The sequence below is a fragment of the Paraburkholderia acidipaludis NBRC 101816 genome, assembly GCF_000684975.1.
In the GTDB taxonomy this organism is placed as follows: domain Bacteria; phylum Pseudomonadota; class Gammaproteobacteria; order Burkholderiales; family Burkholderiaceae; genus Paraburkholderia; species Paraburkholderia acidipaludis.
The window spans coordinates 20,631-35,978 of sequence record NZ_BAXZ01000011.1; the positions used below are offsets into that span (position 1 = coordinate 20,631).

The 15,348-nt window shown below is 62.7% G+C and carries 15 protein-coding genes and 1 tRNA gene; all 16 read right to left on the reverse strand.

Features of this window, described 5'->3' with window-relative positions:
- Positions 1-22 precede the first annotated feature (22 nt).
- A complete protein-coding gene (locus BAC01S_RS14755) occupies positions 23-1,522 on the reverse strand; it encodes an NADH-quinone oxidoreductase subunit M (protein WP_027795461.1) in 1,500 nt (499 codons plus the stop codon).
- 15 nt (positions 1,523-1,537) lie between these two features.
- A complete protein-coding gene (gene nuoL, locus BAC01S_RS14760; protein ID WP_027795462.1) occupies positions 1,538-3,595 on the reverse strand; it encodes an NADH-quinone oxidoreductase subunit L in 2,058 nt (685 codons plus the stop codon).
- 11 nt (positions 3,596-3,606) lie between these two features.
- The gene (gene nuoK / locus BAC01S_RS14765) at positions 3,607-3,912 is read right to left on the reverse strand and encodes an NADH-quinone oxidoreductase subunit NuoK (RefSeq protein ID WP_027795463.1); all 306 of its coding nucleotides are present in this window, start codon (positions 3,910-3,912) and stop codon (positions 3,607-3,609) included.
- 17 nt (positions 3,913-3,929) lie between these two features.
- Positions 3,930-4,604, reverse strand: coding sequence for an NADH-quinone oxidoreductase subunit J (locus tag BAC01S_RS14770; RefSeq protein WP_027795464.1), 675 nt, complete (start codon positions 4,602-4,604; stop codon positions 3,930-3,932).
- A gap of 174 nt (positions 4,605-4,778) precedes the next feature.
- The gene (gene nuoI / locus BAC01S_RS14775; protein ID WP_027795465.1) at positions 4,779-5,267 is read right to left on the reverse strand and encodes an NADH-quinone oxidoreductase subunit NuoI; all 489 of its coding nucleotides are present in this window, start codon (positions 5,265-5,267) and stop codon (positions 4,779-4,781) included.
- Positions 5,268-5,278: 11 nt separating this feature from the next.
- Positions 5,279-6,343, reverse strand: coding sequence for an NADH-quinone oxidoreductase subunit NuoH (gene nuoH / locus BAC01S_RS14780; RefSeq protein ID WP_027795466.1), 1,065 nt, complete (start codon positions 6,341-6,343; stop codon positions 5,279-5,281).
- The gene (gene nuoG / locus BAC01S_RS14785; protein ID WP_027795467.1) at positions 6,344-8,677 is read right to left on the reverse strand and encodes an NADH-quinone oxidoreductase subunit NuoG; all 2,334 of its coding nucleotides are present in this window, start codon (positions 8,675-8,677) and stop codon (positions 6,344-6,346) included.
- Positions 8,678-8,826: 149 nt separating this feature from the next.
- The gene (nuoF, locus tag BAC01S_RS14790; protein WP_027795468.1) at positions 8,827-10,155 is read right to left on the reverse strand and encodes an NADH-quinone oxidoreductase subunit NuoF; all 1,329 of its coding nucleotides are present in this window, start codon (positions 10,153-10,155) and stop codon (positions 8,827-8,829) included.
- Positions 10,152-10,637 carry an NADH-quinone oxidoreductase subunit NuoE gene (nuoE, locus tag BAC01S_RS14795; RefSeq protein WP_027795469.1) on the reverse strand — a complete coding sequence of 162 codons (486 nt, stop codon included), beginning with the start codon at positions 10,635-10,637 and terminating at the stop codon, positions 10,152-10,154. Before nuoE ends, nuoF begins: the two co-directional genes overlap by 4 nt.
- A gap of 153 nt (positions 10,638-10,790) precedes the next feature.
- On the reverse strand, positions 10,791-12,044 hold the full coding sequence (locus BAC01S_RS14800) for an NADH-quinone oxidoreductase subunit D (RefSeq protein ID WP_027795470.1): 1,254 nt from the start codon (positions 12,042-12,044) through the stop codon (positions 10,791-10,793).
- A gap of 9 nt (positions 12,045-12,053) precedes the next feature.
- Positions 12,054-12,659, reverse strand: coding sequence for an NADH-quinone oxidoreductase subunit C (locus tag BAC01S_RS14805; RefSeq protein ID WP_027795471.1), 606 nt, complete (start codon positions 12,657-12,659; stop codon positions 12,054-12,056).
- 21 nt (positions 12,660-12,680) lie between these two features.
- Positions 12,681-13,160 carry a NuoB/complex I 20 kDa subunit family protein gene (locus tag BAC01S_RS14810; RefSeq protein ID WP_006052903.1) on the reverse strand — a complete coding sequence of 160 codons (480 nt, stop codon included), beginning with the start codon at positions 13,158-13,160 and terminating at the stop codon, positions 12,681-12,683.
- A 74-nt stretch (positions 13,161-13,234) separates the two neighbouring features.
- Positions 13,235-13,594 (reverse strand): NADH-quinone oxidoreductase subunit A, encoded by a 360-nt coding sequence (gene ndhC, locus BAC01S_RS14815; RefSeq protein ID WP_027795472.1) that lies wholly within the window; start codon positions 13,592-13,594, stop codon positions 13,235-13,237.
- A gap of 158 nt (positions 13,595-13,752) precedes the next feature.
- A tRNA-Leu gene (locus tag BAC01S_RS14820) sits at positions 13,753-13,837 on the reverse strand.
- A gap of 113 nt (positions 13,838-13,950) precedes the next feature.
- Positions 13,951-14,373: a preprotein translocase subunit SecG gene (secG, locus tag BAC01S_RS33850; RefSeq protein WP_084168589.1), complete on the reverse strand. Its 423-nt coding sequence runs from the start codon at positions 14,371-14,373 to the stop codon at positions 13,951-13,953.
- 100 nt (positions 14,374-14,473) lie between these two features.
- A complete protein-coding gene (gene tpiA / locus BAC01S_RS14825) occupies positions 14,474-15,256 on the reverse strand; it encodes a triose-phosphate isomerase (RefSeq protein ID WP_043202337.1) in 783 nt (260 codons plus the stop codon).
- Between the last annotated feature and the right edge of the window lie 92 nt (positions 15,257-15,348).

Genomic DNA, 15,348 nt, shown 5'->3' on the forward strand with positions numbered 1-15,348 from the left:
TCTTTAAGTCCTCCGCTCGGTGTTACTGTGACAGCGGCAGCTTCGACACTGCGACGTGAGAGAGGAGGTTATCCACTGAAACGTGCATCACATCGGTAAAGGGCTTCGGGTAGATGCCCATGAAAAGCGTCAGCAGCGCGAGCACTGCCAGCATGAAGTACTCGCGGCGGTCGATGTCCTTCAGCTCGCGGACGTGATCGTTCACGACCGCGCCGAAGTACACGCGCTTGTACATCCACAACGTATAGGCCGCGCCGAGTATCAGCGTGAACGCTGCCGCGAACGCGATCCAGAAGTTGAACTGCACGGCCGCCAGAATCACCATGAACTCGCCGACGAATCCCGACGTGCCCGGCAGGCCGCAGTTGGCCATGGCGAACAGCATCACGAGCGCGGCGAACTTCGGCATCGTGTTGACGACGCCGCCGTAGTCGGAGATCTGGCGCGTATGCATGCGGTCGTACAGCACGCCGATGCAAAGGAACATCGCGCCCGAAACGAAGCCGTGCGAGATCATCTGGATGATCGCGCCTTCCATCGCCAGTTGCTGGGACGGGCCGAACATAAAGAAGCCGAGCGTGACGAATCCCATGTGGGCGATCGACGAGTACGCCACCAGCTTCTTCATGTCCGCCTGCACCATTGCGACCAGTCCGATATAGATGACCGCAATGAGTGACAGCGTGATGATGAACGGCGCGAGATAGTGACTCGCGTCGGGCGTGATGGGCAGCGAAAAGCGCAGAAAACCGTACGCGCCGAGCTTCAGCATGATCGCGGCCAGCACGACCGAGCCGCCCGTGGGCGCCTCCACGTGTGCGTCCGGCAGCCACGTATGGATCGGGAACATCGGCACCTTCACCGCGAAGGCAAAGAAGAACGCGATGAAGAGCAGGATCTGCGGCGTCATGTGGAGCTTCGCGGCCTGCCACGTGGCGAGGTCGAACGTGTGCGTCTCGCGGTACATGTACAGCAGCGCGACCAGCATCAGCAACGAGCCGGCCAGCGTATAGAGAAAGAACTTGAACGCCGCGTACACGCGATTCGGGCCGCCCCAGATACCGATGATGATGTACATCGGAATCAGCGTGGCTTCGAAGAACACGTAGAACAACAGACCGTCGGCGGCGCAGAAAACGCCGATCATCAGGCCCGACAGGATCAGGAACGCCGCATAGTACTGCGCGACGTTCCTCTGGATAACCTGCCAGCCCGCGATCACGACGATCACGGTCATGAGCGACGTCAGCACGACGAACCACATCGCGATGCCGTCGATGCCCAAGTGATAACTAATATTGAACCGCTCGATCCAGACCGACTTCTCCTCGAACTGCAGGGCAGCCGTGGTCGTGTCGAAGCCCGAAACGAGCGGAAGCGTGACAAGGAAACTCAGCACAGAACCGATGAGCGCGAGCCAGCGGTCCGCGCTCGAGCTCCGCAGGGAGCCCACTACAAGAACTACGATGCCGAACAGGATCGGCAGCCAGATCGCAATACTTAGAATCGGATATGCATGCATTCAGTTTCCCTCGCCTTATTTGCCGCCGAGCGTTACAAACAGGGTCAGGAGGCCGAGCATACCAATGATCATGGCGAATGCGTAGTGGTAAATGTAGCCGGATTGCAGGAATCGAATAACAGTTGCAAACCAGCCGATAAACTTGGCGCTCCCGTTCACGACGCCGTCGATCACGACGACATCGCCCTCCTTCCACAGACCGCGACCGATCGCGACCGCTCCGCGAGCGAAGACGATTTCGTTGATCTTGTCGAGGTAATACGCGTTAGCCAGCAGCTTGTAGACCGGCGAGAAAGTGCGCGACACGACGGCCGGCAGATCCGGGCGCTTCATATAGAAGAACCACGCCACCACCACGCCCGCGAGCGCGAGCCACACCGGCAGGCCGGAGAACGCATGCGCGCCCATCGCGGCCCAACCCTGGAATTCCTGCCCCATGTCGGCAAGTCCCGGATGGTTCTGGCCGATGAAGATAACGTTCTGGAACGCCACGCCAGGCGAGAAGAACCCGCCGTAAAGCAACGGCTGGATCGCGTACGCGCCGGAGATGATCGAAGGAATCGCGAGCAGGACGAGCGGCACCCAGATCACCCACGGCGACTCGTGCGGCTCGTGCGCGTGGTGATCGTCGTGGTCGTGGCCATGATCGCCGTGTGCCGCCGCCTGCGCCGCTTCGATGCCCATCGGCGACTCGGGATGCTTCGGACCGCGGAAGCGCTCGGCGCCATGGAACACGAGGAAATACATGCGGAACGAGTACAACGCCGTCACGAACACGCTCGCGACCACCGCGAAGTACGCGAAGCCGGAACCCGGCAGGTGCGAGACCTTCACCGCGTCGATGATCGAATCCTTCGAATAGAAGCCCGAGAAGAACGGCGTACCGATCAGCGCGAGCGAACCGACCAGCGAGGTGATCCACGTGATCGGCATGTACTTGCGCAGGCCGCCCATGTTGCGCATGTCCTGGTCGTGATGCATGCCGATGATGACCGAACCCGCGCCGAGGAACAGCAGCGCCTTGAAGAAGGCGTGCGTCATCAGGTGGAAGATCGCGACCGGATAGGCGGAAACGCCGAGCGCCACCGTCATGTAGCCGAGCTGCGAAAGCGTGGAGTACGCGACCACACGCTTGATGTCGTTCTGGACGACGCCGAGGAAGCCCATGAAGAGCGCGGTGATGGCGCCGATCACGACGATGAACGAGAGCGCCGTGTCCGAAAGCTCGAAGAGCGGCGACATGCGCGCGACCATGAAGATACCGGCCGTCACCATCGTTGCCGCGTGAATCAGCGCGGAGATCGGCGTGGGGCCTTCCATCGAGTCGGGCAGCCAGACGTGCAGCGGGAACTGCGCCGACTTGCCCATTGCGCCGATGAAGAGGCAGATACAGGCCACCGTGAGCAGATTCCAGTCGGTGCCCGCGAACGTCAGCGTGGACAGCTCGTGACCCTTCGCGAACACGTCGCTGTAGTTCAGCGAACCGCCGTAGGCGAGCAGGAGGCCGATGCCGAGCAGGAAGCCGAAGTCGCCCACGCGGTTCACGAGGAACGCCTTCAGGTTCGCGTAGATGGCGCTTTCACGCTTGAAGTAGAAGCCGATCAGCAGGTACGAGACGAGGCCCACCGCTTCCCAGCCGAAGAACAGCTGCAGGAAGTTGTTGCTCATCACGAGCATCAGCATCGAGAACGTGAACAGCGCGATGTACGAGAAGAAGCGCTGGTAGCCGTCCTCGTCCGCCATGTAGCCGATGGTGTAGATGTGCACCATCAGCGACACGAAGGTCACGATGACCATCATGAGCGCCGTGAGCGAGTCGACGAGGAAGCCCACTTCGAACTTCAACCCGCCAACCGACATCCATTCGTACACGGTCGCGTTGAAGCTCGCGCCGCCGAGCACGTCGAGCAGCGTGATGCACGAGAGCACGAACGCGATCGCGACGCCGAGAATGGTGACCGTATGCGCACCCGCGCGGCCCACGGTCTTGCCGAAGAGACCGGCAATCAGCGAGCCAGCAAGCGGTGCCAGCGGAATCGCCAGCAACAGGGATTCGTTGAGTGTTGTTGCCATAGCAGCCTGCCTTAGCCTTTGAGCTGATCGAGATCCTCGACGTTGATCGTGTCGAGGCTGCGGAACAGAGTCACAAGAATAGCCAGACCAATCGCGGCTTCCGCGGCCGCAACCGTTAGCACGAAGAACACGAAAATCTGTCCGTGTATATCACCCAGATAGTGCGAGAACGCGACGAAATTCGTGTTCACCGCCAACAGCATCAGCTCGATCGCCATCAGGATGATGATGACGTTGCGCCGATTCAGGAAAATGCCGACGATCGAGATCGCGAAGAGGATCGCGCCGAGCACGAGATAATGGGCCAGGGTCAACATGGTTCGCTCCTCCGCGCTTAAGCCTTGGTACCGGCCGGGGCATCGCCCGCGGCGGCGCCGTCGGTTGCCTGCGCCGCTTCCGGCACTTCCTTCTCCGGCTGCATCTTCACGAGGCGCACGCGGTCCTGCCGGCGCACGCTCACCTGCTTCGCGACGTCCTGGCGCTTCGAGTCCTTCGGCTCGCGCACGGTCAGCGCGATCGCCGCGACGATCGCCACGAGCAGCACGAGACCCGCCACTTCGAAGGCGAAGATGTAGTCGGTGTAGATGATCTTGCCGATCAGGTGCGTGTTCGAGACCGCCGTTGCCGCCGCCGCCGAGGTATCGGGCACCGGCGTCGTGGTGGCGCCGTAGCCGTGCCAGAGGATCAGCGCGGTCTCGATCACGATGATCGCGCCCACCACGGTCGCCACCGGAATGAAGCGCTTGAAGTCGCGGCTCAGCACGTCGACGTTGATGTCCAGCATCATCACGACGAACAGGAACAGCACCATCACCGCGCCCACGTAGACGAGCACCAGCAGGATCGCGAGGAATTCGGCCTCGAGCAGCATCCAGATCGCGGCCGCGTTGAAGAACGCCAGGACGAGGAAGAGCGCCGACGCAACGGGGTTGCGCGACGTGATCACCTTCAGCCCTGACAACGTCAGCAGCAGCGCGAAGATGTAAAACAGGACGGTCGTGAATTCCATGATTACGGGTTCATCGTTGGGGCCATCGTAAGGCGGGTTGCGCGGCGCAGACTGGCGGCCAGACCAGGGAGCGTCGCGCCGCGGTGTTTCGGGCTGGGGAAAGGCGCCGTTTTCCGGCACAGCCCTTCCCCGCAGCCGGCCCCACCGCGGGCCGATGCAGCGTCAAACTGAAAATCAACGGTACGGTGCATCCGCTGCCTTGTTTGCTGCGATCTGCGCTTCGTAGCGATCGCCGACAGCCAGCAGCATTTCCTTCGTGAAATACAGATCGCCGCGCTTCTCGCCGTGATACTCGAGAATGTGCGTTTCGACGATCGAATCGACCGGGCAACTCTCTTCGCAGAAACCGCAGAAGATGCACTTCGTCAGGTCGATGTCGTAGCGCGTCGTGCGGCGCGTGTTGTCCTCGCGCACCTCGGATTCGATCGTGATCGCGAGCGCGGGACACACGGCTTCGCATAGCTTGCACGCGATGCACCGTTCTTCGCCATTTTCATAGCGGCGCAGCGCGTGCAGGCCGCGAAAGCGCGGCGAGATGGGTGTCTTTTCTTCCGGGAACTGCACGGTGAACTTGCGCTTAAAGGTATAACGGCCAGTCAGCGCGAGACCTTTGAGAATCTCGGTCAGAAAAAACGTCTTGAAGAAGTTTTGGATAGCGTTCATTGCGTCGCCCCTTATTTCCAGATGCTCAACGGCGACATGTACCAGAAGCCGACGACGATCAGCCACACCACGCAGACCGGAATGAACACTTTCCAGCCCAGACGCATGATCTGGTCATAACGGTAGCGCGGCAAGGTCGCGCGCGCCCAGATGAACACCGAAAGGAGACAGAAGACCTTCAGCACGAGCCAGAACACGCCCGGGATGAAGTCGAGGAAACCGAACGGCGCGCTCCAGCCGCCGAGGAACAGCACCGAAGCCAGCGCCGAGATCACGATCATGTTGATGTACTCGGCGAGGAAGAACAGCGCGAACGCCATCCCCGAGTAGTCGATCATGTGGCCCGCGACGATTTCCGACTCCCCTTCCACCACGTCGAACGGGTGGCGGTTCGTCTCAGCCAGGCCCGAGATGAAGTAGACGACGAACATCGGCAGGAGCGGCAGCCAGTTCCACGAGAGGAACGTGATGCCCCAGCTCGCGAACATGCCGCGCATCTGGCCCTGGACGATGTCCGAGAGGTTCAGGCTGCCCGAGACCATCAGCACGACGACGAGCGCGAAGCCCATCGCGATTTCATACGAGACCATCTGCGCCGCGGCACGCATGGCGCCGAGAAACGCGTACTTCGAGTTCGACGCCCAGCCTGCGAGAATCACGCCGTACACGCCGATCGACGAGATCGCCATCACGTAGAGCAGGCCCGCGTTGATGTTGCCGAGCACCGCGCCCGCCTGGAACGGGATCACGGCCCACACGGCGAAGGCCGGCACCACCACCATGATCGGCGCGACCATGTAGATCCAGCGGCTGGCCTGCGCGGGCTGGATGACTTCCTTGAGCAGCAGCTTCAGCACGTCGGCGATCGGCTGCAGGAGACCGGCAGGGCCCACGCGGTTCGGACCGAGGCGCACGTGCATCCAGCCGATCAGCTTGCGCTCCCAGAGGATCAGGTACGCCACGCACAGCAGGATCACCACCGCGACGACGAGAATGCGCACCAGCGCCCACACGGTGGGCCATGCCAAGCCGAGCAGCTGGCTGCCGCCTGCATTGATCGTATCGAACAAGCTCATTTAGGCCTTCTCCACCAGCAGTTCACCGAACAGGCTGCCGAGCTGCGCGCCGGCCGGCGTTGCCGCCGACACGCGCACCACCGTCGGCGCAAGATTCGCATCGCGCGTAGCCGGCGCCGTGACCGACAGGTCGTCCTGACGCACGCGCACCGCATCGCCTTCCCTCAGACCGAGCTGGTCGAACAGCGCGGCAGGCAGGCCGACTGTGTTGGCCACGCGCGCGGCCGTCGTGAGCTGCAGCGACTCGGCGCGGCGCACGAGCGGGTCGGCGTGGTAAATCGGCACGTCGGAAATGCGCTCGAAGCGGCCTTCTGCTGCCTTCGCCGCGGCGCCCTTCGCGACCGGTGCACCCGCCTTGTTCGAGAGGTGCTGCGAGAAATCGCCATCGCCCAGTGCCTTGCGGCGCACTTCTTCCGACGTGTCGTATTCGAAGCCGTGGGCGCCCAGCAGCGTGCCCAGCACGCGCAGCACCTTCCATGCGGGACGCGTCTCGCCAAGCGGACGCACCACGCCGTTGAACGGCTGCACCGTGCCTTCGGCGTTCACGAACGTGCCGGCGGTCTCGGTGTACGGCGCGATCGGCAGCAGCACGTCGGCGTATTCCAGGCCCGTCTTGAACGGCGAGAACATCACGACCATTTCGGCCTGGCCGAGCGCGGCGCGCGCCACGGCCGGATTCGCCGTGTCGAACTCCGGTTCGACGTTGAGCAGCAGATAACCCTTGCGCGGCTGTTCGAATGCTTCGCGTGCATTCAGGCCGCCGTTGCCCGGCAGTGCGCCCACGAGATACGCGCCAACCGTGTTGCCCGCTTCGGTGAGGAAGCCGAGCGTCGCGCCGGTCGTTTCGGCAATGAACTGCGCCGCGGCGTGCAAGCGCGCGAAATCCGGATGCTGGACGGCGGCATTGCCGAGCAGCACGAAGCGGCGCTCACCGCTCGCAAGCGAAGCGGCGACCTGCTTCGCGCCGTCACTCGCCTGCGTGCCCGCGAAGGCTTCCGGCAATGCGACGCCCTTGGCCTCGGCTGCGGCGGCGGCAATGCCGGCCAGCTCGTCGAGCCATGCCGAAGGCGCGGCGACGATGCGTTGCGCGCCCGGAATCAGCGAGCCGTCGGCCGTAGCCTGCAGCAGCGCGACCTGGGCACCGCCCTTCGCGGCCTGACGCAAGCGCGCAGCGAAGAGTGCGTGGTCGCGGCGCAGGAACGAGCCGATCACGAGAGCGGAATCGGCATACGACAGATCGGCGATCTTCGTGCCGAGCCACGGCGCGCCCGTCACCGGCGCCGAGAAGTCGCTCTGGCGCAGGCGGAAGTCGACGTTCGGCGTGCCGATCGCGTCCGCGAGCTGCTTGAGCAGGTAGAGTTCTTCCGTCGTGCTGTGCGGGCTGGCCAGCGCGGCGATCATGTTCTCGCCGTGCTCGTCGCTGATGCCGTTGATGCCCTTCACAACGTAATCGAGCGCCGTCTGCCAGTCGGTTTCAACCCACTCGCCGCCCTGCTTGATCATCGGGCGGGTCAGGCGGTCCTCGCTGTTCAGGCCTTCATACGAGAAGCGGTCCTTGTCCGAGATCCAGCACTCGTTGATCGCTTCGTTTTCGTACGGCAGCACGCGCATCACGCGGTTGTTCTTGACCTGGACGATGAGGTTCGCGCCGGTCGAGTCGTGCGGGCTCACCGACTTGCGGCGCGAGAGCTCCCACGTGCGCGCCGAGAAGCGAAACGGCTTGCTCGTGAGCGCGCCGACCGGGCACACGTCGATCATGTTGCCCGAGAGTTCCGAGTCCACCGTCTTGCCGACGAACGACGTGATTTCCGAGTGTTCGCCGCGGCCGAGCATGCCGAGCTCCATCACGCCGGCAATCTCGTCGCCAAAGCGCACGCAGCGCGTGCAGTGGATGCAGCGCGACATCTCTTCCATCGAGATGAGCGGGCCCACGTTCTTGTGGAACACCACGCGCTTTTCTTCGCTGTAGCGCGAAGCCGACTTGCCGTAGCCCACGGCCAGATCCTGCAGCTGGCATTCGCCGCCCTGGTCGCAGATCGGGCAGTCGAGCGGGTGGTTGATCAGCAGGAACTCCATCACGGCTTGCTGGCCCTGCACGGCCTTTTCGGACGACGTGCGCACGACCATGCCCTGGGACACCGGGGTCGCGCAGGCAGGCACGGCCTTCGGCATCTTCTCGACATCGACAAGACACATCCGGCAGTTGGCCGCAATCGACAGCTTCTTGTGATAGCAGAAGTGCGGGATGTAGGTGTCCACCCGCTGCGCGGCCTGGATCACCATGCTGCCCTCGGGCACATGCACCTTCTTGCCGTCTATTTCAAGTTCAACCATGATGGTTAATCGTCCCTAACCTGTTACCGCGCTGTTACCGCTCAATCACGCTTTCACGCCTGTCGCGGTCTGCCCCGTTGCATCCTGCTACGCGGCTCGCGCCCAACGTGCTCGCCTCTCGTTTCGCCTGCCTTTGCCGTCGGGCACCTTCAGGCGGCCACCGTCTCCGACGCCGCGTGCGAGTCGGCATGTCCGCCGACGAGGCAACGCTTGTTATGCACGTGATATTCGAATTCGTCCCAGTAATGCTTGAGCATGCCGCGCACGGGCATGGCCGCCGCATCGCCGAGCGCACAGATCGTACGGCCCATGATGTTGCCCGCCACCGAGTTCAGCAAGTCCAGGTCTTCCTGGCGGCCAAGGCCGTGCTCGATGCGATGAACCACACGATAGAGCCAGCCCGTGCCTTCGCGGCACGGCGTGCACTGGCCGCACGACTCTTCGTAATAGAAGTACGAGAGGCGCAGCAGCGAGCGCACCATGCAGCGCGTTTCGTCCATGACGATGACCGCGCCCGAGCCGAGCATCGAGCCCTGCTTGGCGATCGAGTCATAGTCCATGTCGGTCTGCATCATGATGTCGCCCGGAATGACCGGCGCCGACGAGCCGCCCGGAATCACGGCCTTGAGCTTCTTGCCGCCGCGCATGCCGCCGGCGAGCTCCATGAGCGTCGCGAACGGGGTGCCGAGCGGGATCTCGTAGTTGCCCGGACGCTCCACGTCGCCCGAGATCGAGAAGATCTTCGTGCCGCCGTTGTTCGGCTTGCCGAGCTCCATGTACGTCTGCGGGCCGACCGTCAGCAGGAACGGCACCGCCGCGAACGTCTCGGTATTGTTGATCGTGGTGGGCTTGCCGTACACGCCGAAGCTCGCCGGGAACGGCGGCTTGAAGCGCGGCTGGCCCTTCTTGCCTTCCAGCGACTCGAGCAGCGCGGTTTCCTCGCCGCAGATGTACGCGCCGTAACCGTGGTGCGCGTGCAGCTGGAACGAGAAGTCCGTGCCCAGAATATTGTCGCCGAGCAAGCCCGCCTGGCGCGCTTCTTCAAGCGCAGCCTCGAAGCGGCGATAGACCTCGAAGATCTCGCCGTGGATGTAGTTGTAGCCCACGGTGATGCCCATCGCATACGCGCCGATGGCCATCCCCTCGATCACGGCATGCGGGTTCCAGCGCAGGATGTCGCGATCCTTGAACGTGCCGGGCTCGCCCTCGTCCGAGTTGCAGACCAGGTACTTCTGGCCCGGGAACTGGCGCGGCATGAAACTCCACTTCAGGCCGGTCGGAAAGCCCGCGCCGCCGCGGCCGCGCAGACCACCGGCCTTCACGTCGGCGATCACCTGCTCGGGCGGAATCTTCTCTTCGAGAATGCGGCGCAGCTGCTTGTAGCCGCCGCGCGCAACGTAGTCTTCGAGGTGCCAGTTCTCGCCGTTCAGGCCCGCGAGAATCAGCGGTTTGATGTGACGGTCGTGCAACGAAGTCATTTCGAAAGCTCCTCGAGCAACTGGTCGATCTTCTCGCGGCTCATGAAGCTGCACATGCGATGGTTGTTCACGAGCAGCACCGGTGCGTCGCCGCACGCGCCCATGCACTCGCCCTCCTTGAGGGTGAATTTGCCGTCGGACGTGGTCTCGCCGAAGTCGATGCCAAGCTTTTGCTTCAGGTATTCGGCGGTCGCTTCGGCGCCGCCATGGGGGCCGAGCTGGCACGGCAGGTTCGTGCAGAGCGTGATCTTGTGCTTGCCGACCGGCCTCGTCTCGAACATCGTGTAGAACGTGGCGACCTCCTGGACCGCGACAGGCGGCATGCCGAGGTAGTCGGCGACGAACTGCATGAGCTCGGGCGACAGCCAGCCATGCTCTTCCTGAGCAACGGCCAGGGCCGCCATGACGGCGGACTGTTTCTGATCGGCGGGATACTTCGTCAGCGCGCGATCGATTTCTTTCAGGCCTTCAGCTGAGATCATTTTCAGACACGACTCTTTCAATTCCTACCGTTTCGATTCCCGCCAGACACAAACCCGCCGCGCGTTACGTGTACCTGCTCGCTGCGACAGACGTGGCGTTCCCGGTATTTCGCCGTGCGCCCTTCCCCATCGGGCGCGCCGGCAGTTTGCCGCCTAGCGGTCGATTTCCCCGAACACGATGTCCTGCGTGCCGATGATCGTGACCGCGTCGGCAATCATGTGCCCGCGCGCCATTTCGTTCAGCGCGGACAGGTGAGCGTAACCCGGCGCACGGATCTTCAGACGATACGGCTTGTTTGCGCCATCCGACACCAGGTAGATGCCGAATTCCCCCTTCGGATGCTCGACGGCGGCATAGGCCTCGCCCTCGGGCACATGGAAACCCTCGGTGAAGAGCTTGAAGTGGTGAATCAGCTCTTCCATGTTCGACTTCATGTTCACGCGCGAAGGCGGCGCAATCTTATGATTGTCGACCATCACGGGACCGGGATTCTTGCGCAACCACTCAATGCACTGTTTCGCAATGCGGGTGGACTGACGCATTTCCTCGACCCGGACCAGATAGCGGTCGTAGCAGTCGCCGTTCACGCCCACCGGAATATCGAAATCCATCTGGTCATAAACTTCGTACGGCTGCTTCTTGCGCAGATCCCATTCGATGCCCGAACCGCGCAGCATCGCACCCGTCAGGCCGAGCTGCATGGCCCGCTCCGGGGTCACCACGCCGATGCCGACGAGACGCTGCTTCCAGATGCGGTTGTCGGTAAGGAGCGTTTCGTACTCGTCGACACAGCCCGGGAAGCGCGTGAAGAAGTCGTCGATGAAGTCCAGCACCGAGCCCTGGCGCGCTTCGTTCATGCGCGCGAGCGCCTTCTCGTTGTGGATCTTCGACGCCTTGTATTGCGGCATCGCGTCAGGCAGGTCGCGATAGACGCCGCCCGGACGGTAGTAGGCCGCGTGCATGCGCGCGCCCGACACCGCCTCGTACACGTCCATCAGGTCTTCGCGCTCGCGGAACGCGTAGAGAAACACCGCCATCGCGCCGACGTCGAGCGCGTGCGAGCCGATCCACATGAGGTGGTTCAGCACGCGGGTGACTTCGTCGAACAGCACGCGGATGTACTTCGCGCGCACCGGCGGCTCGATGCCGAGCAGCTTTTCGATCGCGAGCACGTAACCGTGCTCGTTGACCATCATCGACACGTAGTCGAGTCGGTCCATGTACGGCACCGACTGAATGAAGGTCTTGTTTTCAGCGAGCTTTTCGGTCCCGCGGTGCAGAAGGCCGATGTGCGGATCGGCGCGCTGGATCACTTCTCCGTCGAGCTCGAGCACGAGACGCAGCACGCCGTGTGCTGCCGGGTGCTGCGGGCCGAAGTTGAGCGTGTAGTTCTTGATCTCTGACATGCGACCCTCTTACTGTTTCTTCAGACCGCCGTACCGATCCTCACGGATCACGCGCGGCGTGATTTCACGCGGCTCGATCGTCACCGGCTGATAGACCACGCGCTTCTGCTCCGGGTCGTAACGCATTTCGACGTAGCCCGAGATCGGGAAGTCCTTGCGGAACGGATGGCCGATGAAGCCGTAGTCGGTAAGGATGCGGCGCAGGTCGGGGTGGCCGTCGAACACGATGCCAAACAGGTCGAACGCCTCGCGCTCGTACCAGTTCGCCGAGTTCCAGATCTCGAAGACCGACGGCACGATCGGCACCTCGTCGTCCGGCGCGAATACGCGCAGGCGCAGGCGCCAGTTATGCGTGATCGAGAGCAGTTGCGACACGGCGGCAAAGCGCGGGCCGTCCCACGCCCCGTCGCCGTAAGTCTGATAGTCCACCCCGCTAACGTCGATGAGCTGCTCGAAGCGCAGCGTGGGGTTGTCGCGCAGATCCTTCGCGACATCGAGGCAGTCGCCCGCTTTCACGACCAGCGTGAGTTCGCCGAGCGCCTCGGTGAGGCTGACGATACGCGCGCCAAGAGCCGCTTCGAGGTTCGCTTTCAGGGTCTCGAGTTTGCTTGCCATATTGTGGGAGGCACGCGGCCTTTATTGACGTGCGATGGTATTGGTGCGGCGGATCTTCGCCTGCAGCTGGATCACCCCGTAGACCAAAGCTTCCGCGGTGGGCGGGCAACCCGGCACGTAGACGTCGACCGGCACGATGCGGTCGCAGCCGCGCACGACCGAGTACGAGTAGTGGTAGTAACCACCGCCGTTGGCGCACGACCCCATCGAGATCACCCAGCGCGGCTCGGCCATCTGGTCGTAGACCTTGCGCAGCGCGGGCGCCATCTTGTTGCAGAGCGTGCCGGCGACGATCATGACGTCGGACTGGCGCGGGCTGGGACGGAACACCACCCCGAAACGGTCGAGGTCGTAGCGGGCCGCACCCGCATGCATCATCTCGACCGCGCAACACGCGAGCCCGAACGTCATCGGCCACAGCGAGCCGGTGCGCGTCCAGTTGATCAGTTTGTCGGCCGTAGTGGTGACAAACCCTTCCTTCAAGACCCCTTCGATACTCATGTGTTTTCCACTCCAGACGGACAGCCCGCAGTGTGCCTGTAGAGCCGCCCTTACGCTATCCGGCGATTAACCCGTCACTCCCAGTCGAGACCACCTTTCTTCCAGATGTAGGCGAAGCCCAGCAGGAATTCGAGCAGGAACAGCATCATCGACAGGAAACCCGGCCAGCCGATGTCACGCAGGGCCACACCCCACGGAAACAGGAACGCCGTTTCGAGATCGAAGATGATGAAAAGGATGGCAACCAGGTAGTAGCGTACGTCGAACTTCATCCGCGCGTCTTCGAACGCTTCAAAGCCGCACTCGTAAGGTGAGTTCTTTTCGCTGTCTGGCCGGTTGGGGCCGAGGATCTTGCCGATGGTGACCAGCGCTACGCCCAGACCAAGACCTACGAGGAGGAACAACAGGACAGGGTAATAGGCAGCGAGGTTCAAGGCTATCCTCTATCGGTTGGTTCAGGGTTCCGCAGAACATGTCGCTCCGCGGGGTTACTTCACGTACTTCGCGCTGCGAACAATAAACGAACACGACGTCAGAAGCAAAAATGCCAGCCCGAGCTGAAGCAAGTGGCTGGCATTTTGTAGAATAACATTGGTGCCGACGGCGAGACTCGAACTCGCACAGCTTTCGCCACTACCCCCTCAAGATAGCGTGTCTACCAATTTCACCACGTCGGCACTGCATGCAATCCGGGAGGACAATTTTGTTGAAACCCACGAATCGCTTCAAGACTTAAATTCTAACTTGCCTCAGCGATTTGTTCAATGCACAAAAACAAGTTTTTCCAGATTTATTTCGGCACATCGTTACCCGGAGCCGAGCCTGCCGGAGCACTAGCCGTTGCCGGCGACGCTGCTGCCGGAGCGGATGCGACAGGCGCTGAAACCGCTGCATTTGCAGACGCAGCAGCCGGAGCCGAGGCTACGACGGGGGCGGGAGCCGCTGCGCCCAACACACCAGCCGAAGGCTTCGCATGATACGACCCCAAGTAGGTTAATGCAAGGGTCGAGGCAAAAAAGACCGTGGCGAGAACCGCGGTCGTACGCGAGAGAAAATTCGCGGAACCGCTTGCGCCAAACAGGCTGCCCGACGCGCCGCTACCGAATGCGGCACCCATGTCCGCGCCCTTGCCATGCTGGAGCAGCACGAGGCCGATTACCCCGATCGCCGACAGAAGCTGAACGACGATAATCAACGTTTTCAAATACAGCATCACACTCACCTGAGTCCTGGTTGAACGCAAGCCGGGTCACGGCCTGCGCATACGCGCCCCGCACGCTCATTCAAGAGCGCGGGCGCAACTTCCTAGCCCTTTAACCCGCGACATCCGCGCCCGCCGCAGCAGCCGCGCAAATCGCGAGAAAATCTCCTGCCTTCAACGAAGCGCCGCCGATCAAGCCGCCGTCGATGTCGGTCTGGCGGAACAGCTCCGCCGCATTCTCCGGCTTCACGCTGCCGCCGTAGAGCAACAGTACGCCAGCCGCCTGCGCACTCTTCGCCGCAAGCCGCGCGCGCAAGAAGGCATGCACCTGCTGCGCCTGTTCCGACGTCGCGCTCCGGCCCGTGCCGATGGCCCAGACCGGTTCGTACGCCACAACGATACGCGCGGCCTCGTCTGTCGTCAGCACGGCCAGCACGGCATCGAGCTGCGCGCCGACCACCTTCTCAGTCGCGCCCGATTCGCGCTCTTCGAGCGTCTCGCCCACGCAGACAATGGGCGTGAGCCCCGCTGCCAACGCGCGCTGCGCCTTCGCCGCCACGAGATCCGAGCTTTCGCCGTGACAGGCGCGCCGTTCCGAGTGGCCGACGATCGCATATGCGGCCTCGAAGTCGGCGACCATGCCTGCCGCAACCTCACCGGTGTACGCGCCCTGCTCGTGCGCCGAAATGTCCTCCGCCCCCCAGGCTACCCGGCTGCCGCCAAGCAGCGCCTGAGCCTGCGCGAGATACGGGTGCGGCACACACACGCCGACACGCACCTCCAGCGGCAGCGTCTCGGCGCCACGCGCAACACCTTCGAGCAGCGCCGCGTTGACCGCGAGGCGACCATGCATCTTCCAGTTACCGACTACCAGCTTCGCTCGTTGATTCGACATTGTTTCGGTTGCTGTTAAAAGCGGGCGCAAAACACGCAATTTTACTGCGCGAAATCGAAATGGGTCAAACCGCGACGCATCGTTCGCGCCCT